The sequence below is a fragment of the Mycobacterium hackensackense genome (assembly GCF_025822555.1).
GTDB classification, from domain to species: domain Bacteria; phylum Actinomycetota; class Actinomycetes; order Mycobacteriales; family Mycobacteriaceae; genus Mycobacterium; species Mycobacterium fluoranthenivorans.
Genome location: NZ_JACKUC010000038.1, coordinates 278,365 through 299,142, shown reverse-complemented (window position 1 = coordinate 299,142; position 20,778 = coordinate 278,365). Strand labels below are relative to the sequence as shown.

At 68.1% G+C, this 20,778-nt stretch carries 23 protein-coding genes; 17 read left to right on the top strand and 6 right to left on the bottom strand.

What is annotated here, in order from left to right; all coding sequences use genetic code 11:
* Positions 1–8 precede the first annotated feature (8 nt).
* On the top strand, positions 9–533 hold the full coding sequence (locus H7J86_RS30185) for a YbhB/YbcL family Raf kinase inhibitor-like protein (RefSeq protein WP_090357818.1): 525 nt from the start codon (positions 9–11) through the stop codon (positions 531–533).
* Positions 534–536: 3 nt separating this feature from the next.
* Here H7J86_RS30185 and H7J86_RS30180 read toward each other — a convergent pair whose 3' ends face one another.
* From H7J86_RS30180 to H7J86_RS30170, 3 genes are read right to left on the bottom strand one after another with little or no spacing between them, the layout of a single operon-like run.
* Positions 537–1,598, bottom strand: a complete 1,062-nt coding sequence (locus H7J86_RS30180) for a quinone-dependent dihydroorotate dehydrogenase (RefSeq protein ID WP_372517360.1) — start codon at positions 1,596–1,598, stop codon at positions 537–539.
* Entirely contained in the window at positions 1,598–1,840 is a 243-nt protein-coding gene (locus H7J86_RS30175; RefSeq protein WP_090357815.1) for a DUF5703 family protein, read from the bottom strand. Before H7J86_RS30175 ends, H7J86_RS30180 begins: the two co-directional genes overlap by 1 nt.
* Positions 1,837–2,853 carry a YncE family protein gene (locus tag H7J86_RS30170; protein ID WP_267295471.1) on the bottom strand — a complete coding sequence of 339 codons (1,017 nt, stop codon included), beginning with the start codon at positions 2,851–2,853 and terminating at the stop codon, positions 1,837–1,839. Before H7J86_RS30170 ends, H7J86_RS30175 begins: the two co-directional genes overlap by 4 nt.
* 108 nt (positions 2,854–2,961) lie before the next feature.
* On the opposite strand from H7J86_RS30170, the gene H7J86_RS30165 reads away from it, so the two are divergent.
* The 8 genes from H7J86_RS30165 to H7J86_RS30130 all read left to right on the top strand — a co-directional run bounded on the left by H7J86_RS30165 (position 2,962) and on the right by H7J86_RS30130 (position 9,353).
* Positions 2,962–3,273, top strand: coding sequence for a hypothetical protein (locus tag H7J86_RS30165; protein WP_267295470.1), 312 nt, complete (start codon positions 2,962–2,964; stop codon positions 3,271–3,273).
* A gap of 36 nt (positions 3,274–3,309) precedes the next feature.
* Positions 3,310–4,137, top strand: a complete 828-nt coding sequence (locus H7J86_RS30160; protein WP_090357811.1) for an undecaprenyl-diphosphate phosphatase — start codon at positions 3,310–3,312, stop codon at positions 4,135–4,137.
* Positions 4,134–4,817 carry a histidine phosphatase family protein gene (locus H7J86_RS30155; protein ID WP_090357809.1) on the top strand — a complete coding sequence of 228 codons (684 nt, stop codon included), beginning with the start codon at positions 4,134–4,136 and terminating at the stop codon, positions 4,815–4,817. The genes H7J86_RS30160 and H7J86_RS30155 overlap by 4 nt, the downstream gene beginning before the upstream one ends.
* A gap of 33 nt (positions 4,818–4,850) precedes the next feature.
* Positions 4,851–5,438, top strand: coding sequence for a DUF3090 domain-containing protein (locus H7J86_RS30150; RefSeq protein WP_167159525.1), 588 nt, complete (start codon positions 4,851–4,853; stop codon positions 5,436–5,438).
* Positions 5,422–6,258, top strand: coding sequence for an SCO1664 family protein (locus H7J86_RS30145; protein WP_267295468.1), 837 nt, complete (start codon positions 5,422–5,424; stop codon positions 6,256–6,258). Before H7J86_RS30150 ends, H7J86_RS30145 begins: the two co-directional genes overlap by 17 nt.
* 49 nt (positions 6,259–6,307) lie before the next feature.
* On the top strand, positions 6,308–7,105 hold the full coding sequence (locus H7J86_RS30140; RefSeq protein ID WP_267295466.1) for a 3'(2'),5'-bisphosphate nucleotidase CysQ: 798 nt from the start codon (positions 6,308–6,310) through the stop codon (positions 7,103–7,105).
* A gap of 92 nt (positions 7,106–7,197) precedes the next feature.
* Entirely contained in the window at positions 7,198–8,436 is a 1,239-nt protein-coding gene (gene mshC / locus H7J86_RS30135; RefSeq protein WP_267295464.1) for a cysteine--1-D-myo-inosityl 2-amino-2-deoxy-alpha-D-glucopyranoside ligase, read from the top strand.
* A gap of 35 nt (positions 8,437–8,471) precedes the next feature.
* On the top strand, positions 8,472–9,353 hold the full coding sequence (locus H7J86_RS30130; RefSeq protein WP_267295462.1) for an SDR family oxidoreductase: 882 nt from the start codon (positions 8,472–8,474) through the stop codon (positions 9,351–9,353).
* Positions 9,354–9,378: 25 nt separating this feature from the next.
* Here the strand turns inward: H7J86_RS30130 and H7J86_RS30125 are convergent, their stop codons facing one another.
* Positions 9,379–10,236 (bottom strand): PAC2 family protein, encoded by an 858-nt coding sequence (locus tag H7J86_RS30125; protein WP_090357800.1) that lies wholly within the window; start codon positions 10,234–10,236, stop codon positions 9,379–9,381.
* An 82-nt stretch (positions 10,237–10,318) separates the two neighbouring features.
* Here H7J86_RS30125 and H7J86_RS30120 point away from each other — a divergent pair, with 82 nt between their 5' ends.
* The 4 genes from H7J86_RS30120 to H7J86_RS30105 all read left to right on the top strand — a co-directional run bounded on the left by H7J86_RS30120 (position 10,319) and on the right by H7J86_RS30105 (position 16,688).
* Positions 10,319–10,498, top strand: coding sequence for a hypothetical protein (locus H7J86_RS30120; protein ID WP_267295460.1), 180 nt, complete (start codon positions 10,319–10,321; stop codon positions 10,496–10,498).
* A gap of 309 nt (positions 10,499–10,807) precedes the next feature.
* Positions 10,808–14,470 (top strand): methionine synthase, encoded by a 3,663-nt coding sequence (gene metH, locus H7J86_RS30115; RefSeq protein WP_267295780.1) that lies wholly within the window; start codon positions 10,808–10,810, stop codon positions 14,468–14,470.
* 12 nt (positions 14,471–14,482) lie between these two features.
* Positions 14,483–15,154 carry an HAD family hydrolase gene (locus H7J86_RS30110; protein WP_090358215.1) on the top strand — a complete coding sequence of 224 codons (672 nt, stop codon included), beginning with the start codon at positions 14,483–14,485 and terminating at the stop codon, positions 15,152–15,154.
* Positions 15,155–15,221: 67 nt separating this feature from the next.
* A complete protein-coding gene (locus H7J86_RS30105) occupies positions 15,222–16,688 on the top strand; it encodes a sugar porter family MFS transporter (RefSeq protein ID WP_090357795.1) in 1,467 nt (488 codons plus the stop codon).
* A 7-nt stretch (positions 16,689–16,695) separates the two neighbouring features.
* Here the strand turns inward: H7J86_RS30105 and pth2 are convergent, their stop codons facing one another.
* Positions 16,696–17,049: an aminoacyl-tRNA hydrolase gene (gene pth2 / locus H7J86_RS30100; protein WP_267295458.1), complete on the bottom strand. Its 354-nt coding sequence runs from the start codon at positions 17,047–17,049 to the stop codon at positions 16,696–16,698.
* Between the two features lie 33 nt (positions 17,050–17,082).
* On the opposite strand from pth2, the gene H7J86_RS30095 reads away from it, so the two are divergent.
* Genes H7J86_RS30095 through H7J86_RS30080 form a run of 4 tightly spaced genes read left to right on the top strand, consistent with a single transcriptional unit; the run spans position 17,083 to position 20,187 of the window.
* Positions 17,083–17,364, top strand: coding sequence for a phosphoribosyl-ATP diphosphatase (locus H7J86_RS30095; protein ID WP_090357793.1), 282 nt, complete (start codon positions 17,083–17,085; stop codon positions 17,362–17,364).
* Positions 17,364–18,248: an ATP phosphoribosyltransferase gene (hisG, locus tag H7J86_RS30090; RefSeq protein ID WP_267295456.1), complete on the top strand. Its 885-nt coding sequence runs from the start codon at positions 17,364–17,366 to the stop codon at positions 18,246–18,248. The genes H7J86_RS30095 and hisG overlap by 1 nt, the downstream gene beginning before the upstream one ends.
* Positions 18,249–18,291: 43 nt before the next feature.
* Positions 18,292–18,792, top strand: coding sequence for a DUF4126 family protein (locus H7J86_RS30085; RefSeq protein ID WP_267295454.1), 501 nt, complete (start codon positions 18,292–18,294; stop codon positions 18,790–18,792).
* 15 nt (positions 18,793–18,807) lie between these two features.
* Positions 18,808–20,187 (top strand): FAD-containing oxidoreductase, encoded by a 1,380-nt coding sequence (locus tag H7J86_RS30080; RefSeq protein WP_267295452.1) that lies wholly within the window; start codon positions 18,808–18,810, stop codon positions 20,185–20,187.
* Here the strand turns inward: H7J86_RS30080 and H7J86_RS30075 are convergent.
* Complete coding sequence (locus H7J86_RS30075; protein WP_267295450.1) at positions 20,171–20,773, bottom strand: flavodoxin family protein; 603 nt, start codon at positions 20,771–20,773, stop codon at positions 20,171–20,173. The two genes, H7J86_RS30080 and H7J86_RS30075, sit on opposite strands and share 17 nt — an antisense overlap.
* Between the last annotated feature and the right edge of the window lie 5 nt (positions 20,774–20,778).

The following is a 20,778-nucleotide window of genomic DNA, read 5'->3' as shown; positions in this document are numbered from 1 at the left end:
AGGCCGTGATGAGCAATTCGCCGTATGACAACCTGCCGAAGCTCCCGACGTTCACCCTGACCTCCGAGTCGGTGAGCGACGGGCAGCCACTGAACAATCAGCAGGTTAGCGGAATCATGGGCGCCGGCGGTGCGGATGTGTCGCCGCAGCTGAGCTGGTCCGGTTTCCCCGAGGAGACCCGCAGCTTCGCGGTGACGGTCTATGACCCCGACGCGCCCACCGCATCCGGGTTCTGGCACTGGGCGGTCGCCGACCTGCCGGCGAGCGTCACCTCGCTGCCCGCGGATGCCGGCAACGGCGACCCGCTGCCCGGTGGCGCCGTCACGCTGGCCAACGACGCCGGCCTCAAGCGCTTCATCGGCGCGGCCCCGCCGGCCGGGCACGGTCCGCACCGCTACTACATCGCCGTGCACGCGCTGCCGGTCGAGAGCCTCGAGCTGCCCGACGGGGCCACCCCGGCCTACCTCGGCTTCAACCTGTTCGGCAAGGCCATCGCCCGCGCCGTCATCTACGGCACCTACGAGCAGAACTAGCCGCTACCGGGTCGCCGAGCCGACCGCATCGGACAGGGACGAAAACCCGCCGGCGCGCAGGCGCTCGGCGATCCCGTCGTGGATGTGCTTGGCCCACAGCCCGCCGCCGTAGATGAACCCGGTGTAGCCCTGCAACAGCGAGGCCCCGGACACGATGCGCTCCCAGGCGTCGTCGGCGGTCTCGATGCCGCCGACGCTGATCAGCACCAGGCGGTCACCCACCCGGGCGTACAGCCGGCGCAGCACCTCCAGGGACCGGTCCTTGACCGGCGCACCCGAGACGCCGCCCGCGCCCAGTTCGGCGACACCGGGTGTGTGCAGCCCGTCCCGGGAGATCGTGGTGTTGGTGGCCACGATGCCCGCCAAACCCAATTCGACCGCCAGATCCGCGATCTCGTCGATATCGGAATCGGACAGGTCAGGGGCGATCTTGACCAGCACCGGTGTCGAGGTGGCGGCCCGGACCGCGGCCAGGATCGGACGCAGGGCCGACACCGCCTGCAGATCGCGCAGACCCGGCGTGTTGGGGGAGCTGACGTTGACCACCAGGTACGCCGCCAGCGGGCCCACCAGGCGAGCGCTCTCGGCGTAGTCCTCGACCGCGCGCTCGGGCGGGGTCACCTTTGTCTTGCCGATGTTCACCGCGATCGGTACATCGGGGGTGTGTCGGGCCAGCTGAAGCGCCAGCCGGGCGGCCCCGTCGTTGTTGAACCCCATCCTGTTGAGCAGCGCCCGGTCCTCGGGCAGGCGGAACAGCCGGGGCCGCGGATTGCCGGGCTGGGCCTGGGCCGTCACCGTGCCGACCTCGGCGTAGCCGAAGCCCAGCGGGCCCCACACCCGCAGTCCGTGGCCGTCCTTGTCGAACCCGGCGGCCAGGCCCAGCGGCCCGGGGAAATGCACCCCGAGCACCGTGCTGGCCAGGATCGGGTCACTCGGGGTGAGCCGGCGGGACAGCGCCTTGCGGCTCACGCCGAAGTAGGTGGCCGCCCGCAGGACGGCGAACACGAAGGTGTGGATACGTTCCGGATCGACGAGAAAGAACATCCGGCGCAACAAGGTGTAGATCACAGCGCCGGCTGATCCCCGAGAGCGGTTTTCTTGCGGCGCAGCAGCACCCGCCTGCTGCCGTCGGTGTAGAGCCGCACGCGGGTCAGCTCCCAGCCGCGGTATTCGGCCTCGATCGACAACCGGATCGAGGCCGACAACCGGGTCACGTCCGGGGGCAGCCGCAGCGGCACCCATTCGTACTCGTCGGACAGCTCACCGGCCCAGCCCAGGGGCATCCGACCCCGTTGGACGCCGCTCATCGGGTGGCAGCTTTCTCGATCACCTGGACACCGGCTCCCGATCCGGACACCACATACAGGGTGCCGGACGCGTCGTCGTAGGCCAGATGGTCGGGTTGCTGGACGGTTCGATAGCGCACCTTCTCCACAGGTATTCCGGTGGCCAGATCGTAACCAACGACGGTGTTGGTGGCAGTCTGTGACACCCACGCCAGTGTGCCGGATCCGGCCAGGCCGTACGGGGCGTCGTGCACCGGGTAGGCCTGGCGCAGGATCAGCGGCTCGGTCCCGTAGACCAACAGCGCACCGCCTCGGGTATCGGCGACCAACACGCGTCCGGCCGGGTCGGCGGCGATGGTGGTGGCACCCTCCCCGGCGCGTAACGCCTGTTCGGCCTTGGTGCCGTCGTCGTCCACCTCGGTCACCGAGGTCTGGCCGCGATCGAGCACCACCACCGAGTTCCCCTGCGCCACCAACCCGTCGACGCGGGCGAAGATCTTCAGGCTCGTGCTGACGGAATCGGCGGAGTTCCCGGCGCCCAGCGTCACCAGCGCGCCGTCCGCGCTGCCCAGGACCACGCGCCCGTCGGCGCGCCGGGTGATGGCGGTGAACTCGGTATCGGCCTGGCCGGCGATATCCACTCGAGACACCGCGCCGGTGGCGACATCCACGTCCTGATACCCGCCCTTGCCGGCGAGATAGACATGACCGGCACCGTCACCGATCAGCGCGTGTGCCGGAGCGGGAAGCGCCACGGTGCGGGGCGTCGCCCCGAACACCGTCAGCCGGTCGGCCGGGCCGAGCACCGTGAGCGAGGCGGTTCGGGCATCGAACACGGCGGCCAGACCCGGGGTGCCCAGTGGCCGCACGACCCCGTCCGGAGTGCCGCTCACCGGCGGCGAGACCGCCGCGGTGGCCGGCGTGATCGTCGGTGGTGGCGAATCCACGGGGCTCTTCGAGCACCCGGCGGTAATAGCGACAACCAGGGCGAATACGGCATTGATGGAAGAAACGGCAGCGGATTTCGTATGCAACGGCCCGTTCGACTCCTCATTGCGTGGCAGCAGTTGTTTCGTTTTCAATTTTCGGGCAAACATCCGCAAGGCCGGACACGGTCACCGATAGGGCGGTATGGTGCCGCTATGGCTCTCGTGCCGGACTTCCTGATTGACGATGAGTTTGCCATCGAGGACATCTCGACCGGCGTGCACGCAAGCGGTTTCGGCATGCTCGCAGGTGGTCGCAGCTTTTCCTTCCAGGTGCAGGATCGTCAGTCGCTGGTGGTCGAGGTCTACCGGCCCAGGTTGAGCGGCCCCGTCCCGCAGCAGGAGGACGTCGTCGCGACCGCCGTCCGCAGCCTCACCGACATCGACCTCTCGGACGAGCGGAGTCTGACCGCCGCCGTGCGCGACGCCGTGGCGGCCGCGGGGCCGGTCGTTCGCACAGCACGCTGACAGCACTCCCACGGTACGGTCGTCCGCGTGACTGACGTGTCGTGGCTGCAGGTGGTCGTGTTGTCGATAGTCCAGGGGCTGACCGAGTTCCTGCCCGTGTCGTCCTCCGGGCATCTCGCGATCGTCTCCGAGGCCTTCTTCGGAAAAGACGCCGGCGCCTCGTTCACCGCAGTCATCCAGATCGGTACCGAGATCGCGGTCCTCATCTACTTCGCCCGCGATATCGGCCGCATCCTCAAGGCCTGGTTCGGTGGTCTGTTCGACGCCGCCAAACGCACCCCCGACTACTGGCTGGGCTGGTGGGTGATCCTGGGCACCATCCCGATCGGGATCGCCGGCCTGGTGTTCAAGCACTACATCCGCGATGACATCCGCAACCTGTGGATCATCGCGACCGCCCTGGTGGTGTTCTCCGCGGTGATCGCCGCCGCCGAGCACTTCGGCAGGCAGACCCGCGATATCCAGCAGTTCACCTGGAAGGACAGCCTGATCGTGGGCACCTCCCAGGCGCTGGCTCTGATCCCCGGGGTGTCCCGGTCCGGCGTCACCATCAGCGCGGGGCTGTTCCTGGGGCAGAAGCGCGAAGCCGCGGCGCGATTCGGGTTCCTGCTCGCCATTCCCGCGGTGCTGGCCTCGGGGTTGTTCTCGCTGCCCGATGCGTTCCATCCCGAGGGCGCGGGGCAGAGCGCGACGGGGCTCCAGTTGCTGGTCGGCACCGTGATCGCGTTCGTGATCGGCTACGCCGCGATCGCGTGGTTCCTCAGATTCCTGGTCCGGCACAGCATGTACTGGTTCGTCGGGTACCGGATCATCGTGGGTGTGACGGTGCTGATCCTGTTGGGCACCGGTGTGATCGCCGCATGACCGTCATCCTGCTGCGGCACGGACGCTCCACCTCCAACACCGCGCACACCCTGGCCGGCCGCTCCGAGGGCGTCGACCTCGACGATCTGGGCCGGGAGCAGGCCACCGGAGTGGTCGACCGGATCGGCGCCCTGCCGGTCAAGGCGATCGTGCGCTCCCCGCTGCTGCGGTGCGCCAGCACGGTGGCGCCGCTGGCGGCCGCGCTGGATCTGGAGCCGACCGTGGACGAGCGGATATCCGAGGTCGACTACGGCACCTGGACGGGCCGCAAGATCGGCGACCTGTTCAAGGAACCGCTGTGGACGGTGGTGCAGCAGCAGCCCAGCGCGGCGGTGTTCCCCGACGGCGAAGGCCTGGCCCAGGTGCAGGCCAGGGCGGTCGCCGCGGTGCGTGAGCACGACCGCCGGCTGGCCACCGAGCATGACGGCGATGTGCTCTGGGTGGCCTGCACACACGGCGACGTGATCAAGGCGGTGCTGGCCGACGCCCTGGGCACCCATCTGGACAGCTTTCAACGCATCACCGCCGACCCGGCCTCGATGAGCGTGATCCGCTACACCGACAGCCGGCCGTTCGTGTTGCACGTCAACCACACGGGCGGCGGACTGACCGCGGCGCTGACCGCCAAGCCGGCCGCCGTCCCCGCCACGGACGCCGTCGTCGGCGGCTCCACCGACTGAGGCCGGGCCGATACCGGTATTTTGAAAGGTGCCATGCCTCGCGCAATTCATGTCTTCCGCACACCCGACCGCTTCGTGGCCGGGACCGTCGGGCATCCCGGAAACCGGACGTTCTACCTGCAGGCGGTGCACGACAAGCGGGTGATCTCGGTGATGCTGGAAAAGCAGCAGGTGGCGGTGCTCGCCGAGCGGATATCGGCCCTGCTGGTCGAGATCAACCGCCGGTTCGGCACCCCGATCCCGCCGGACACCGGGGTGGTGGACGATCTCAATCCGCTGGTCACACCCGTCGATGTCGAGTTCCGGGTGGGCACCATGGGTTTGGGTTGGGACTCCGAGGCGCAGACCGTGGTGGTCGAGCTGCTCGCGGTGTCCGAGACGGAGTTCGACGCCTCGGTGGTCCTCGACGATGCCGAGGAAGGGCCCGACGCCGTGCGGGTGTTCCTCACGCCGGAATCGGCCAGGGAGTTCGCCAATCGGTCCAACCGGGTGATCTCTGCGGGACGCCCGCCGTGTCCGCTGTGCGATGAGCCGCTGGACCCCGAGGGACACATCTGCGTACGGACCAACGGGTACCGGCGTGGCGCGTTCGGCGGAGCCGACGATGACCCCGACACCTGAGGACGAACGCGCGCACCGGGTTCTCGCGCAGGGGGAACTGACCGTCATCGGGCGGATCCGGTCGGCCAGCAATGCGACCTTCCTGTGCGAGGCCCGGCTCGACGACGACCTGGCGCACTGTGTCTACAAGCCGGTCGCCGGGGAGGCCCCGCTCTGGGACTTCCCGGACGGCACCCTGGCCGGCCGAGAGTTCGGGGCCTACCTGGTGTCCGCGGCGCTCGGTTGGAATGTGGTGCCCTACACCATCATTCGTGACGGTCCGGCAGGTCGGGGGATGGTGCAGCGCTGGGTCGACCAACCCGGAGACGCGCTGTCCGAGGAGGACGAACTCGCCCACAGCGAGGGTCCCGACCTGGTCGACCTGGTTCCGGCGGGCCGGCTTCCCCAGGGCTACCTGCCGATCCTGCAGGCCTACGACCACACCGGTGACGAGGTGACCCTGGTGCACGCCGATGACGAGCGGTTGCGCCGGATGGCGGTTTTCGACGTGGTGATCAACAATGCCGACCGCAAGGGTGGGCACATCCTGGCCGGCGTGGACGGCGGTGTCTACGGGGTCGACCACGGGGTCAGTCTGCATTCCGAGGACAAGCTTCGCACCGTGCTGTGGGGCTGGGCGGGCAAGCCGGTGGACGACGCCACCCTGGGTGTGCTCGCGCGGTTGGGCGAACAGGTGAACGAGGAACTCGGTGCACAACTCGGTGAGCACATCACCCGTCGCGAGGTGGCCGCGCTGCGCGCCAGAATCGTTGCCTTACTTGATGATCCGGTGATGCCGACGCCGGATCGGCACCGGCCGATCCCGTGGCCGGCGTTCTAGGCGCACGGTGGCGTCGGTGTCTGTTTCGGCGGCACGACATACTGAGCCGGTGAATCTTGCCGCACAGAGCGACGCCGAGGTGGCCGCCACGGTCGCCGCGGAAGCCGGCCGGCTGCTGCTCGCGGTGCGTGAGGAGATCGGTTTCTACGATCCGTACGATCTCGGCGACGCGGGGGACCGACGGGCCAACACGCTGATCCTCAAGCGGCTGCGCGAACTGCGCCCCGACGACGCGGTGCTCTCCGAGGAGGCCGCCGACAATCCGGCCCGGGTGCATGCCGACCGGGTGTGGATCGTCGACCCGGTGGACGGCACCCGTGAGTTCTCGATGCCGGGGCACGCCGACTGGGCGGTGCACATCGCGCTCTGGCAGCGCGACAGAACCGCTCCGGCGGCGACATCGGACACCGAGGCCCAGGGATCCATCACCGACGCGGCGGTGGCACTGCCCGCCGTGGGTGAGGTCTACCGCACCGACACGGTGACGCCGCCGCCCCCGCGCGCGGACGGGCCGATCCGGATCACCGCGAGTGCCTACCGCCCACCGGCGGTGCTGTGGTGGATCCGCGACCACCTCGATGTCGAGCTGGTGCGGATCGGTTCGGCCGGCGCCAAGGCGATGGCGGTGGTGCGCGGCGACGTGGACGCCTATATCCACGCCGGAGGTCAGTGGGAGTGGGACTCGGCAGCCCCGGCCGGGGTGGTGCAGGCTGCCGGGCTACACGCAACCCGGCTGGGCGGTGCGCCCTTGGTGTACAACCGCCGCGACCCCTACCTGCCCGATCTGCTGATGTGCCGGTCCGAGGTGGCCGGGGTACTGCTGGACACCATCAGATCCGCGACCTGATCCGGGAATGGAATGCCCGCCGATGTTGTCGGTATTCGTTGAGTACGGGCCGACGGGAGAGCACGCTGACCGCACACCTTAGAGTCGACGCCATGCAGTCGTGGCCGGCGCCGACCGTTCCCAAGTTGCCCGGGTCGGGCGTTCCGCTGCGGCTCTATGACACCGCCGACCAACAGGTGCGGCCGGTGTCACCGGGGGAGACCGCGACCATGTACGTCTGCGGTATCACCCCGTACGACGCAACCCATCTGGGCCATGCGGCCACCTATCTGACCTTCGATCTCATCCACCGGCTGTGGCTGGATGCCGGTCATGGCGTGCACTACGTGCAGAACATCACCGATGTCGACGACCCGCTGTTCGAGCGCGCCGCCCGGGACGGTATCGGCTGGCGCGAACTCGGCGACCGGGAGACGCAACTGTTCCGCGAGGACATGACCGCGCTGCGGGTGCTGCCGCCGCGCGACTACGTCGCCGCCACCGACACCGTCGGCGAGGTCGTCGAACTGGTGGAGAAGCTCCTGGCCTCCGGCGCGGCCTACATCGTCGACGATCCGCAGTACCGCGACATCTACTTCCGCGCCGACGCCACCGCGCAGTTCGGCTACGAGTCCGGCTACGACCGGGACACCATGCTGCGGTTCTTCACCGAACGCGGCGGGGATCCCGGCCGCGCGGGCAAGGCCGATCCGCTCGACGCGCTGCTGTGGCGCGCGCAGCGTCCCGACGAGCCGAGTTGGCCCGCCTCGTTCGGGCCGGGGCGACCCGGCTGGCATATCGAATGTGCGGCCATCGCGCTGAATCGCATCGGCAGTGGGATCGACATCCAGGGCGGCGGATCGGACCTGATCTTCCCGCACCACGAGTTCTCCGCCGCGCACGCCGAATCCGTCACGGGGGAGCGCAGATTCGCCCGGCACTACGTGCACACCGGGATGATCGGCTGGGACGGCCACAAGATGAGCAAGAGCCGCGGCAACCTGGTGCTGGTGTCGCGACTGCGCGCCGACGGGGTCGATCCGGCTGCGGTGCGGCTGGGACTGCTGGCCGGGCACTACCGCGCGGACCGGTTCTGGAGCAATGACGTCCTGGACGAGGCCGTTGCCCGGCTGGCCCGCTGGCGGGAGGCGGCCGCACTGCCGGCCGGACCCGATGCCACCGATCTGCTGGCCCGGGTGCGCCAGTACCTGGCCGATGATCTTGATACTCCCAAAGCGCTTGCTGCACTTGATGGTTGGGTCACCGACGCGCTGACCTATGGGGGCGCGGACACCGGGGCGCCGCGTCTGGTGGCCGGAATCGCCGACGCTCTGCTGGGTATCGACCTCTAGGATCCGTTACCGGCGGTACGGGGTACGTTGGTCGCATGAGTTCGTTCAGCGGCAAAGTCGTGTTCATCACCGGGGGCGCCCGCGGTATCGGCGCCGAGGTTGCCCGCCGGTTACGGGCCAAGGGCGCCCGGCTGGTGCTCACCGACCTCGATGAGGCCGCACTGGCCGAGCTGGCCGCCGAACTCGGCGGCGACACCCACGTCCTCACCGCCCTGGCCGATGTGCGGGACCTGCCCGCCATGCAACAGGCCGCCGATGCCGCCGTGGCGAAGTTCGGCGGGATCGACATCGTGCTGGCCAATGCCGGCATCGCGAGCTTCGGATCGGTGCTCCAGGTCGATCCGGAGGCCTTCAAGCGGGTCGTCGAGGTCAACGTGGTCGGGGTGTTCAACACCGTGCGGGCCACGCTGCCCGCGGTGATCGATCGACGCGGCTACGTCCTGGTGGTGTCCTCGCTGGCGGCGTTCACGTCGTCACCGGGGCTGTCGGCCTACCACGCGTCCAAGGCCGGCGCCGAGTACTTCGCCAACACCCTGCGTCTGGAGGTCGCGCATCTGGGCGTGGACGTCGGCTCGGCCCACATGAGCTGGATCGACACCCCACTGGTGCAGGACGCCAAGGCGGACCTGTCGGCGTTCCGGGAGATGCTGTCCAAGCTGCCCACCCCGCTGAATCGGACCACCACCGTGGAAGCCTGCGGCGAGGCGTTCGTGAAAGGGATCGAGGGCCGCCGTAAGCGGATCTACTGCCCGGACTGGGTGGGGGCGTTCCGCTGGATCCGGCCGTTCGTCACCACCGCGGTGGTCGAACAGCGGATCGGGGCGCTCACCCCGCAGTTGCTGCCGAAGCTGGATGCCGAGGTCGCCGCACTGGGCCGGTCGCTCAGCGCCCGCACCGAGGCGCTGGAGAAGGACTGACGGGCCCGCGCTGGTCTGTCGGCCGCTACCGGCCGCGTCTGCGCAGGTAGCGCTCGAACTCCGCCGCCAGGGCGTCCCCGTCGATCTTTCCGAGCGCCTCGTTCATGTCCACCTCGGCGTCCCCGCGCTCCTCAAGGGACTGGACGTACTCGGCGATCTCTTCGTCCTCGGCCGTCATCTCCGTGACCGCCTGCTCCCACTCCTCGGACTGGGTGATCAGATCGCCCAGCGGCACCTCGATGTCGAGGACGTCCTCCACTCGGCGCAGCAGCGCCACGGTGGCCTTCGGATTGGGCGGTTGCGAGACGTAGTGCGGCACGGCGGCCCAGAACGTGACCGCCGGGATACCGGCCTGCACACACGCGTCCTGGAACACCCCGGCGATACCGGTGGGGCCCTCGTACCGGGTCTCCTCCAGGCCGAAGAACTTCGCCGAATCGGACGAGTACGCGGCACCGGACACCGGCACCGGGCGGGTGTGCGGGGTGTCGGCGAGCAGGGCTCCCAGGATCACGACGGTGTCGACGTTGAGTTTGTCGGCGATCGCCAGCAGCTCGGCGCAGAAGGTGCGCCACCGCATGTTCGGCTCCACCCCGTGCATCAGCACGATATCCCGGTCGCTGCCGGGCGGGCGGCAGTGTGAGATCCGCATCGAGGGCCACACCAGTTCACGGGTGACGCCGTCGACCTGACGGATCACCGGGCGATTGACCTGGTAGTCGTAGTAGGCCTCATCATCGATCTCGACGATGGTCTCGGCTTCCCACATCGCATCCAGGTGTTCCAGGGCATCGCTGGCGGCATCGCCCGCATCGTTCCAGCCCTCGAAGGCCGCGACGATGATGGTGTTGCGCAAATCGGGCAGGCCATCCGACGGGGTCACACCATCAGCGTAAGCCCTGCCAGGTGTGCATGAGCGGCATCGCCCCGCCGTTGAGTTCGGGTAGACCGACTACTCTGTTGATGTGACTGCCCGTGTTGAACACTCCGATGACACCGACCTGGTCGAGGTGCTCGCGCAGCGTGTCGTGGTGGATGACGGCGCCACGGGCACCCGGTTGCAGGCGGCGGAGCTCAACCCCGATGAGATCGACGATCGCGAGGCCGGCGCCGACGCGAAATACGTTCGGTTGCAGTCTGGTTAACCAAGTGGCGACGATACTGCCGACAAGATCCGCGCGCTGTCGCTGCACGGAGCCGCGATTGCCGAGCGACTCGAAGTCGGGCTGGGCGTCCAGACGTCGATCAGGTGACGACGTAGACTTTTCTGGTCGAGAGGCGTTGCAACGGCTATCCAGGGGCCCAGGTTCCCCTGGTATCCGCCACGCTCGGCAGAGTCAAGGACGCCTTCCGTTACGGAAGGACTTCACGTGAGCGCTGACGCGAACACCTTTACGCCGAACATCCGCCCGGACTGCACCGAGGCGCTGACGGCTGCGCTGCGCGAGCGGATCATGGTGATCGACGGCGCGATGGGCACGGCGATCCAGCGGGACCGGCCGGACGAGGCCGGCTATCGCGGCGAGCGTTTCATCGAGTGGCCGACCGCCCTCCAGGGCAACAACGACCTGCTGAACCTGACGCAGCCGCAGATCATCGAGGGAATCCACCGCGAGTACCTGGAGGCGGGTGCCGACATCCTGGAGACCAACACGTTCAACGCGAACGCGGTCTCGCTGGCCGACTACGACATGCACGAGCTGGCCTACGAGCTCAACTATGCCGGTGCCGCCCTGGCCCGCAAGGCCGCCGACGAGTTCAGCACCCCGGACAAACCGCGCTACGTCGCCGGCGCCATCGGCCCGACGACGCGCACGGCGTCGATCTCGCCGGACGTCAACGATCCGGGCGCCCGCAACGTCTCCTACGACCAGCTGGTCGCCGCCTACCTCGAAGCCGTCAACGGCCTGGTGGATGGCGGGTCCGATCTGCTGATCATCGAGACGATCTTCGACTCGCTCAACGCCAAGGCGGCCGTCTTCGCCGTCGAGACGCTGTTCGAGCAGCGCGGCCGCCGCTGGCCGCTGGTCATCTCGGGCACCATCACCGATGCCTCCGGGCGGACGCTGTCCGGTCAGGTCACCGAAGCCTTCTGGAACGCGATCCGGCACGCCAGGCCGCTCGCGGTGGGACTCAACTGCGCCCTCGGCGCGCCGGAGATGCGGCCCTACATCGCCGAGGTGGCGCGCATCGCCGACACCTATGTCTCCTGCTACCCGAACGCCGGGCTGCCCAACGCCTTCGGTGAGTACGACGAGTCCCCGGAGGCCCAGGCCGGCTATATCGCGGAGTTCGCCGAGGCCGGCCTGGTCAACCTCGTCGGTGGGTGCTGCGGAACGGCGCCGCCCCATATCGCCGAGATCGCCAAGGTCGTCGAGGGCAAGCCGCCTCGGACCCTGCCCGAGATCCCGATGGCCACCCGGCTGTCGGGCCTGGAGCCGCTCAACATCACCTCCGACTCGCTGTTCGTCAACATCGGTGAGCGCACCAACATCACCGGCTCCGCCCGGTTCCGCAACCTGATCAAGGCCGAGGACTACGACACCGCGCTGTCGGTGGCTCTGCAGCAGGTCGAGGTCGGTGCGCAGGTCATCGACATCAACATGGACGAGGGCATGATCGACGGCGTCGCCGCGATGGACCGGTTCACCAAGCTGATCGCGGCCGAACCGGATATCAGCCGCGTCCCGGTGATGATCGACTCCTCCAAGTGGGAGGTCATCGAGGCGGGCCTGAAGAACGTGCAGGGCAAGCCGATCGTCAACTCGATCTCCATGAAGGAGGGCGAGGAGAAGTTCATCCGCGAGGCGCGGCTGTGCCGCAAGTACGGCGCCGCCGTCGTCGTGATGGCCTTCGACGAGCAGGGTCAGGCCGACAACCTGGAGCGCCGCAAGGAGATCTGCGGGCGCGCCTACCGGATCCTGACCGAAGAGGTCGGCTTCCCGGCCGAGGACATCATCTTCGACCCGAACTGCTTCGCGCTGGCCACCGGTATCGAGGAGCATGCGACGTACGGCATCGACTTCATCGAGGCCTGCGCCTGGATCAAGGAGAACCTGCCCGGGGTGCACATCTCCGGCGGCATCTCCAACGTGTCGTTCTCGTTCCGCGGCAACAACCCGGTTCGCGAGGCCATCCACGCGGTCTTCCTGTTCCACGCCATCAAGGCCGGCCTGGACATGGGCATCGTCAACGCCGGTGCCCTGGTGCCGTATGACTCGATCGACCCCGAGCTGCGGGACCGCATCGAGGACGTGGTGCTGAACCGTCGCGAGGACGCCGCCGAGCGGCTCCTGGAGATCGCCGAGCGGTTCAACTCCTCGGAGAAGACCGAGGACCCGAAAGCCGCCGAGTGGCGATCTCTCCCGGTCCGCGAGCGCATCACGCACGCCCTGGTCAAGGGCATCGACGCCCACGTCGACGACGACACCGAGGAACTGCGGGCCGAGATCGCCGCCGCCGGCGGGCGGCCCATCGAGGTGATCGAGGGCCCGCTGATGGACGGCATGAACGTCGTCGGCGACCTGTTCGGCGCGGGCAAGATGTTCCTGCCCCAGGTGGTGAAGTCGGCCCGGGTGATGAAGAAGGCCGTCGCCTATCTGCTGCCGTTCATCGAGGCAGAGAAAGCGGAGTCCGGAACTACCCAGGCCAAGGACACCAACGGCACCATCATCATGGCGACCGTCAAGGGCGACGTGCACGACATCGGCAAGAACATCGTCGGGGTCGTCCTGCAGTGCAACAACTTCGAGGTGATCGACCTCGGGGTGATGGTGCCGGCGGAGAAGATCCTGGCCGCGGCCAAGGAGCACAACGCCGACATCATCGGGCTGTCCGGGCTGATCACCCCGAGCCTGGACGAGATGGTCAACTTCGCCGTCGAGATGGAACGCGAGGGGCTGGCGATCCCGCTGCTGATCGGTGGCGCGACGACATCGCGCGCCCACACGGCGGTGAAGGTGGCACCGCGCCGCAGCGGCCCGGTGGTCTGGGTCAAGGACGCGTCGCGTTCGGTGCCGGTCGCCGCCGCGCTGCTGGACGACAAGCAGCGTCCGGCGCTGCTGGAGGCCACCGAGAAGGACTACGCGTCGCTGCGGGAGCGGCACGCCCAGAAGAACGAGCGGCCGATGCTCACCCTGGAGAAGGCTCGCGCCAATCGCACGCCGATCGAGTGGGACGGCTACACGCCGCCGGTGCCCGCCCAGGGTCTGGGCGTACGAGAATTTCTCGACTACGACCTCGCCGAGTTGCGCGAGTACATCGACTGGCAGCCGTTCTTCAACGCCTGGGAGATGAAGGGCCGCTTCCCCGACATCCTGAACAACCCGGTCTCGGGTGAGACGGCCCGCAAGCTGTACGACGACGCCCAGGAGATGCTCGACACCCTGATCAAGGAGAAGTGGCTGACGGCCAACGGGGTGATCGGGTTCTTCCCGGCCAACGCCGTCGGCGACGATATCGAGGTCTACACCGACGAGACCCGCACCGAGGTGCTGACCACGCTGCACAACCTGCGCCAGCAGGGCGAGCACCGCGACGGCATCCCGAACCGGAGCCTGGGGGACTTCATCGCCCCCAGAGAAACGGGTCTGGCGGACTACGTCGGCGCGTTCGCCGTCACCACGGGCCTGGGCAGCGGTGCGAAGATCGCCGAGTTCAAGGCGGCCAACGACGACTACAGCGCGATCCTGCTGGAATCGCTCGCCGACCGGTTGGCCGAGGCGTTCGCCGAACGGATGCATCAGCGGGTCCGCAAGGAGTTCTGGGGATTTCAGCCCGACGAGCAGCTGGACAACGAGGACCTCATCGCCGAGAAGTATCGGGGCATCCGTCCGGCGCCGGGCTACCCGGCCTGCCCGGAGCACACCGAGAAGGCGACGCTCTGGGAGCTGATGGATGTCAAGGAGCGCACCGGTATCGAGCTGACCGAGTCGATGGCGATGTGGCCCGGAGCGGCGGTCAGCGGCTGGTACTTCTCCCACCCGCAGTCGCAGTACTTCGTGGTCGGCCGGCTGGCCCAGGACCAGGTCGCCGACTACGCGAAGCGGAAGGGCTGGACGCTGACCGAAGCCGAACGCTGGCTGGCCCCCAACCTCGGCTACAACCCGGAGGACTGAATGCGTGCGGTGCTGAGCGCCGTCCTGTTCGATATGGACGGCACCCTGGTTGACAGCGAGAAGCTGTGGGATGTCGGGATGCACGCGTTGTACGGCCGGATGGGCGGGGTGATGACCGAGGAGTCCCGCGAGGCGACCGTCGGCGGCTCGGCCGAATCGGTGATGCTGCACACCTACCGCGATCTGGGCCTGGAGCCCGATCCGGCGGCGATCACGATGTCCATCGACTGGCTGCACGCGTATGTGGGCGAACTGTTCGAGGGCGGGCTGCCCTGGTGCGACGGTGCTCGCGAACTCCTGGATGCGCTCCACGCGGACGGGATCCCGATGGCCCTGGTCACCAACACCCGTCGTCACCTCACCGAGAAGGCGCTGGACAGCATTGGCAGGCACTACTTTTCGGTGACTGTCTGTGCCGACGAGGTGCCGCGTGGCAAACCCGCACCCGACCCCTACCGGCGGGCCGCGCACCTGCTGGGTCTACCGGCTGAGCACTGCCTGGCCGTCGAGGACTCGATCACCGGAACGGCAGCCGCCGAAGCGGCGGGCTGTCCGGTGTTGGTGGTGCCCAACGACATTGCGGTACCCACCAGTCCGCGCCGGCATCTGGTCTCGTCGCTCGTCGACGTCGATGTGGCCACCCTGCGCGATATCCACTCAGGACTCGCGACCGAAGTGGCCTGACGCCGGTCCGGTCTGTGCGATGGTGAGGGTTGCACCCATCACGCAATGCCGCGGGGAAGGACTTTTCATGTCTCATGGTCCGGTAGGGGGAGACGGCCCGTCCGTCTTCGGTGACGAGAAGTTCACCTCGGGTACCAGCGCCGTGCGTATCGCCTCGGTGGCGGCCCTGGGCGGTCTGCTGTTCGGCTACGACAGCGCCGTCATCAACGGCGCGGTGGCGTCCATCTCGCAGGACTTCAACATCGAGGGCCTCACACTGGGCAATGCGGTCGCCTCGGCGCTGCTCGGCGCCGCGGTCGGCGCCATGACCGCCGGCCGGATCGCCGACCGCATCGGACGGATCACGGTGATGAAGATCGCCGCCGTGCTGTTCTTCATCAGCGCCATCGGCACCGGGCTGGCGCCGAGCGTCTGGGTCCTGGTCGTCTTCCGCGTCATCGGCGGCATCGCCGTCGGTATCGCGTCGGTCATCGCCCCCGCCTACATCGCCGAGACGTCGCCGCCACGGATTCGAGGCCGACTCGGTTCGCTGCAACAGCTCGCCATCGTGTCCGGCATCTTCCTGTCGCTGGCGATCGACTATGTGCTGGCACAGATCGCCGGTGGCGCCAACGAGACCTTGTGGCTCGGCCTGGATGCCTGGCGCTGGATGTTCCTGGTCATGATGGTGCCCGCCGTCGTCTACGGGCTGCTGACGTTCACCATTCCCGAGTCGCCGCGTTATCTCGTTGCCAGCCATAAGATTCCGGAAGCCCGCAAGGTCTTGAGCATGCTGCTGGGCGAGAAGAACCTCGAGATCACCATCGACCGGATCAAGGAGACGCTGGAACGCGAGGACAAGCCGTCCTGGCGCGACCTGCGCAAGCCGGGCGGCGGCTTCCTCAGCCTCTACGGCATCGTGTGGGTGGGTCTGGGCCTGTCGATCTTCCAGCAGTTCGTCGGCATCAACGTGATCTTCTACTACTCCAATGTGCTCTGGGAGGCCGTCGGATTCTCCGAAGGCGACTCGTTCGTCATCACGGTGATCACCTCGGTGGTCAACATCGTCACCACTCTCATCGCGATCGCACTGGTCGACAAGATCGGACGCAAACCGCTGCTGTTGATCGGTTCGACGGGCATGGCGGTCTCGTTGATCACGATGTCGGTCATCTTCGGCACCGCGTCGCTGGACGCGGCGGGCAAGCCGTTCCTGGGGGATGTGGCCGGACCGGTGGCACTGGTCGCCGCCAACGTGTTCGTCATCGCCTTCGGCATGTCATGGGGCCCGGTCGTGTGGGTGCTGCTCGGCGAGATGTTCCCGAACCGCATCCGCGCGGCGGCGCTCGGCTTGGCCGCTGCCGGGCAGTGGGCGGCGAACTGGTTGATCACCGTCTCGTTCCCGAAGCTCAGCGACCACCTGGGCGTGGCCTACGGGTTCTACGGGCTGTGCGCGGTGCTGTCGTTCCTGTTCGTCTTCAGGTGGGTGCGGGAGACCAAGGGCGTGTCCCTGGAGGATATGCACGGCGAGGTGTTGCACGAGGCGAAGGGCTAGCGAAGCCTCACAACAACCGCAGGCCGCCGGTGACCGGGTCCAGGCGCTCGGCGGTATCCGGTCCGATGGCCGCGCAGGTGGGGGTGGGTACCCCGCCGAACTCGGTGCGGCCGGAGTCGACGATGCCGCGGGTGATCAGCCCCGCCGCCCGGGCCCTGGCCATCACCTCGGAGAGCTCTTCCGCGCTGCCGACGCCGACGCAGATCTTGGTGAAGTGGCTGTTCAGCCACTCGACGACACGCGGGTCGTCGAGGTTCTCCACCACCGCGGCAACCGCCGCGTGGGCGCCCTGAGCGACCATCTTGCCCTTGCGCATGTTCAGATCGGTGCGCATCACGATGATCTGTTTCACGGTGCCCATCATGGCCACCCCTGCAAATCGGGTGGCGCACGCATGAAAGAATCGCAGGTCGTGAAGACCTTCGACGGCCTGTTCGCCGAGCTCAGTGAGAAAGCGCAGACCCGTCCCGCGGGCAGCGGGACCGTGGCCGCGTTGGACGCCGGCGTACATGGACTCGGCAAGAAGATCCTCGAAGAAGCCGGTGAGGTCTGGCTGGCCGCCGAGCACGAGAGCGATGCGGCGCTCGCCGAGGAGATCAGCCAGCTGCTGTACTGGACCCAGGTGCTGATGCTGTCCCGCGGTCTCACGCTCGACGACGTCTACCGGAACCTCTGATGACCACTCTTCGCGCCAACGGCTCATCGGTGACGGACACGCTTCGCGTCGCCGTCCCCAACAAGGGCGCACTCAGTGAAGCGGCCGCCGAGATCCTGTCGGAGGCGGGCTACCGGCGCCGCACCGATCCCAAGGACCTCACCGTCGTCGACCCGGCGAACAATGTCGAGTTCTTCTTCCTGCGGCCCAAGGACATCGCCATCTACGTCGGGTCGGGACAGCTCGATCTCGGTATCACCGGCCGGGATCTGGCCGCCGAGTCGGACGCGCCGGTGCGCGAACGGCTGGCGCTCGGCTTCGGGTCGTCGACCTTCCGCTACGCCGCGCCCAAGGGCCGGGACTGGGCGGTCGAGGAGCTGGCGGGCAAGCGGATCGCCACCGCCTACCCCAACCTGGTCCGTAAAGACCTCGCCGACAAGGGGATCGACGCCACGGTCATCCGCCTCGACGGTGCGGTGGAGATCTCCATCCAACTCGGGGTGGCCGATGTCATCGCCGATATCGTCGGTTCCGGGCGCACACTGGGCCTGCACAATCTGGTCGCCTTCGGTGCGTCGCTGTGTGATTCCGAGGCAATCCTGATCGAACGCGCCGACACCGAACCGGATCCGGCACGTGATCAGCTGGCCGCCCGCGTGCAGGGCGTGGTGTTCGGACAGCAGTACCTGATGCTGGACTACGACTGCCCGCGCGCTGTGCTGGACCAAGCCACCGAGGTGACGCCGGGTCTGGAGTCACCGACCATTGCGCCACTGGCCGACCCGGACTGGGTCGCGGTCCGGGCGCTGGTGCCGCGGCGCGAGGTCAACGCGATCATGGACCGGCTGGCGGCCATCGGTGCCAAGGCGATCCTGGCCTCTGATATCCGGTTCTGCCGATTCTGATTCGCCCGGCCACATCGACACCGAGCGTGTTAGCGTCCCGGGTATGACGGTGGTGGTGGTTCTGCTACTCGCGTTGTTGATCGGTGTCGTCGCCGGGCTGCGGGCACTCACTCCACCCGCGGTGGTGGCCTGGGCCGGCGCGCTGGGCTGGATCTCACTCGACGGCACCTGGGCGCATTGGCTGACCCACCCGATCACCCTGACGGTGCTGACCATCCTGCTCGTCGTCGAGCTGGTCACCGATCAGCTGCCGTCCACGCCGAGCCGAAAAGTGCCGCCACAGTTCGGCGCCCGTTTGCTCACCGGTGCATTCGCCGCGGCGGTCCTGGTGACCGGAGCGATCTACCACGCCAAGACCGGCACCATCGTCTCCGGTGTCGGCGCAGGCATCATCGGGGCGGTGCTCGGCACGCTCGGCGGAGCCGAGGCCCGCACCCGGCTGGTGGCCCGCATCGGCGGACGTGACCTGCCGATCGCCCTGACCGAGGACGTGGTGGCCGTGATCGGGGGCTTCGCCGTCGCCGCCGCCGCTTCGCTGCTGTAACGCCGGGACAACGAGATGCCAAGCAACACAGAGTCTTTCGATGCCATCATCATCGGCGCAGGTCAGGCCGGCCCGCCCCTGGCGGCCAGGCTGACCGACGCCGGACAGCGGGTCGCGGTGATCGAACGGAAACTGGTCGGCGGCACCTGCGTCAACAACGGGTGCATCCCCACCAAGACGCTGGTGGCCAGCGCGCACGCCGCGCACTCGGCCCGCCGTGCCGCCGAGTACGGGATCGGCACCGGTGACGTCAGCCTCGACATGGCGAAAGTGAAGGCCCGCAAGGACAAGATCATGCTCGACGACCGGGCGGGCGTCGAGAGCTGGCTGGAGGGGATGGACGGCGCCAGCCTGATCCGGGGGCACGCCCGATTCGTCGATCCGCACACCATCGACGTCGACGGACGATTGTTGCGCGCCGACCGGTTCTACCTCAACGTCGGTGGCCGCGCGTCGGTGCCAGACCTGCCCGGCCTCGACAGCATCGACTACCTGACCAATGTCTCCATCCTGGCGCTCGACACCGTGCCCGCGCACCTGGTCGTCATCGGGGGCAGCTATATCGGGCTGGAGTTCGCGCAGATGTACCGCCGCTTCGGCGCGGAGGTGACGGTCGTCGAACGCGGGCCGCGACTGGCCTCCCGGGAAGACGAGGACGTCTCGGCGGCGATCCGCGGGATCCTGGAGGCCGAGGGGATCGCGGTGCACACCGATGCCACCGATATCCGATTCGAGAAGCGGGACAACAGGATTGCGGTGAGCCCGAACGCCGGTGCCGAACCCGTCATCGGCAGCCACGTGCTGGTCGCGGTCGGGCGCCGGCCCAACACCGACGACCTCGGCCTCGAGCACGCCGGCGTCGAGACCGACTCCCGGGGCTATGTCGTCGTGGACGATCAGCTGCGCACCACCGCCGAGCACATCTGGGCGATGGGGGATTGCAACGGCAAGGGCGCGTTCACCCACACCTCGTGGAACGACTACGAGATCGTCGCCGCCAACCTGCTCGACGACGATCCGCGCCGGGTCAGCGATCGCATCACCACCTACGGCCTGTTCATCGATCCACCGCTGGGACGTGCCGGGCTGACCGTCGAGCAGGTGCGTCGTTCCGGGCGCAAGGCGCTGGTGGGTAAGCGCCCGATGACCCGGGTGGGTCGTGCCGTCGAGAAGGGCGAGACCCAGGGCTTCATGAAGGTCGTCGTCGACGCCGACACCAAGGAGATCCTGGGGGTCGCCATCCTGGGCGTGGGCGGGGACGAGGTGGTGCACCTGGTTCTCGACGTGATGACCGCGAAGCTGCCCTACACCGCGATCTCGCGCACCATGCACATCCACCCCACGGTGAGCGAACTGGTGCCGACGATGCTGCAGGAACTCACGCCGCTGCAGTAGCCGCCCGGCCGGCGAGCAGCTGCGCGGTGACCACCGTGACCCGGTGTCCGAGGTGTTCGCAGGTGCGCACATCGGCCGGGTGCACCTGATCGGCATTCGCGTCGACATCGGTCTGCGCGCCCGCGCCGAGCCAGAAACCGAGCCGGTTCAGGTCGTGTTCGCTACCACCGGCACCGTTCCATCCCGGGCTCAAACCCAAACTGACCCAATGCATATGGTGTTGGGCTGCGAACACCGACAACGAGATGAGGGCGGCAACCTTGTCACCGCTCTTGGCGCCGGAATTGGTGAACCCCGCCGCGACCTTGTCGCGCCACGTGCCTTCCATGCAGCGCCGGCCGGTCTGCTCGGCGAAGGCCTGGAATCCGGCCGAGACGTTACCCATGTAGGTGGGCGTGCCGAAGATGAGGGCGTCGGCGCCGTCGAGGGTGTCCCAGTCGGCCGGCGTCAACGCGTCGACGGGCAGGAGACTGACCCGGCCGCCGCCCCGCCGGACCCCGTCGGCAACGGCGTGGGCCAGGGTGGCGGTGTGCCCGAAGCCGGAATGGCAGGCGATCGCCACCTGCGGGACGACGTTGGCGGACATGACCT

What these genes read in the sequence shown, in the direction of transcription:
- H7J86_RS30185 (WP_090357818.1), top strand. Translation starts at nt 9, where the DNA reads ATGAGCAATTCGCCGTATGACAACCTGCCGAAGCTCCCGACGTTCACC.
- H7J86_RS30175 (WP_090357815.1), bottom strand. Translation starts at nt 1,840, where the DNA reads ATGAGCGGCGTCCAACGGGGTCGGATGCCCCTGGGCTGGGCCGGTGAG.
- H7J86_RS30165 (WP_267295470.1), top strand. Translation starts at nt 2,962, where the DNA reads ATGGCTCTCGTGCCGGACTTCCTGATTGACGATGAGTTTGCCATCGAG.
- H7J86_RS30155 (WP_090357809.1), top strand. Translation starts at nt 4,134, where the DNA reads ATGACCGTCATCCTGCTGCGGCACGGACGCTCCACCTCCAACACCGCG.
- H7J86_RS30150 (WP_167159525.1), top strand. Translation starts at nt 4,851, where the DNA reads ATGCCTCGCGCAATTCATGTCTTCCGCACACCCGACCGCTTCGTGGCC.
- H7J86_RS30145 (WP_267295468.1), top strand. Translation starts at nt 5,422, where the DNA reads ATGACCCCGACACCTGAGGACGAACGCGCGCACCGGGTTCTCGCGCAG.
- mshC (WP_267295464.1), top strand. Translation starts at nt 7,198, where the DNA reads ATGCAGTCGTGGCCGGCGCCGACCGTTCCCAAGTTGCCCGGGTCGGGC.
- H7J86_RS30130 (WP_267295462.1), top strand. Translation starts at nt 8,472, where the DNA reads ATGAGTTCGTTCAGCGGCAAAGTCGTGTTCATCACCGGGGGCGCCCGC.
- metH (WP_267295780.1), top strand. Translation starts at nt 10,808, where the DNA reads ATGGTGATCGACGGCGCGATGGGCACGGCGATCCAGCGGGACCGGCCG.
- H7J86_RS30105 (WP_090357795.1), top strand. Translation starts at nt 15,222, where the DNA reads ATGTCTCATGGTCCGGTAGGGGGAGACGGCCCGTCCGTCTTCGGTGAC.
- pth2 (WP_267295458.1), bottom strand. Translation starts at nt 17,049, where the DNA reads ATGGGCACCGTGAAACAGATCATCGTGATGCGCACCGATCTGAACATG.
- H7J86_RS30095 (WP_090357793.1), top strand. Translation starts at nt 17,083, where the DNA reads ATGAAAGAATCGCAGGTCGTGAAGACCTTCGACGGCCTGTTCGCCGAG.
- hisG (WP_267295456.1), top strand. Translation starts at nt 17,364, where the DNA reads ATGACCACTCTTCGCGCCAACGGCTCATCGGTGACGGACACGCTTCGC.
- H7J86_RS30085 (WP_267295454.1), top strand. Translation starts at nt 18,292, where the DNA reads ATGACGGTGGTGGTGGTTCTGCTACTCGCGTTGTTGATCGGTGTCGTC.
- H7J86_RS30080 (WP_267295452.1), top strand. Translation starts at nt 18,808, where the DNA reads ATGCCAAGCAACACAGAGTCTTTCGATGCCATCATCATCGGCGCAGGT.
- H7J86_RS30075 (WP_267295450.1), bottom strand. Translation starts at nt 20,773, where the DNA reads ATGTCCGCCAACGTCGTCCCGCAGGTGGCGATCGCCTGCCATTCCGGC.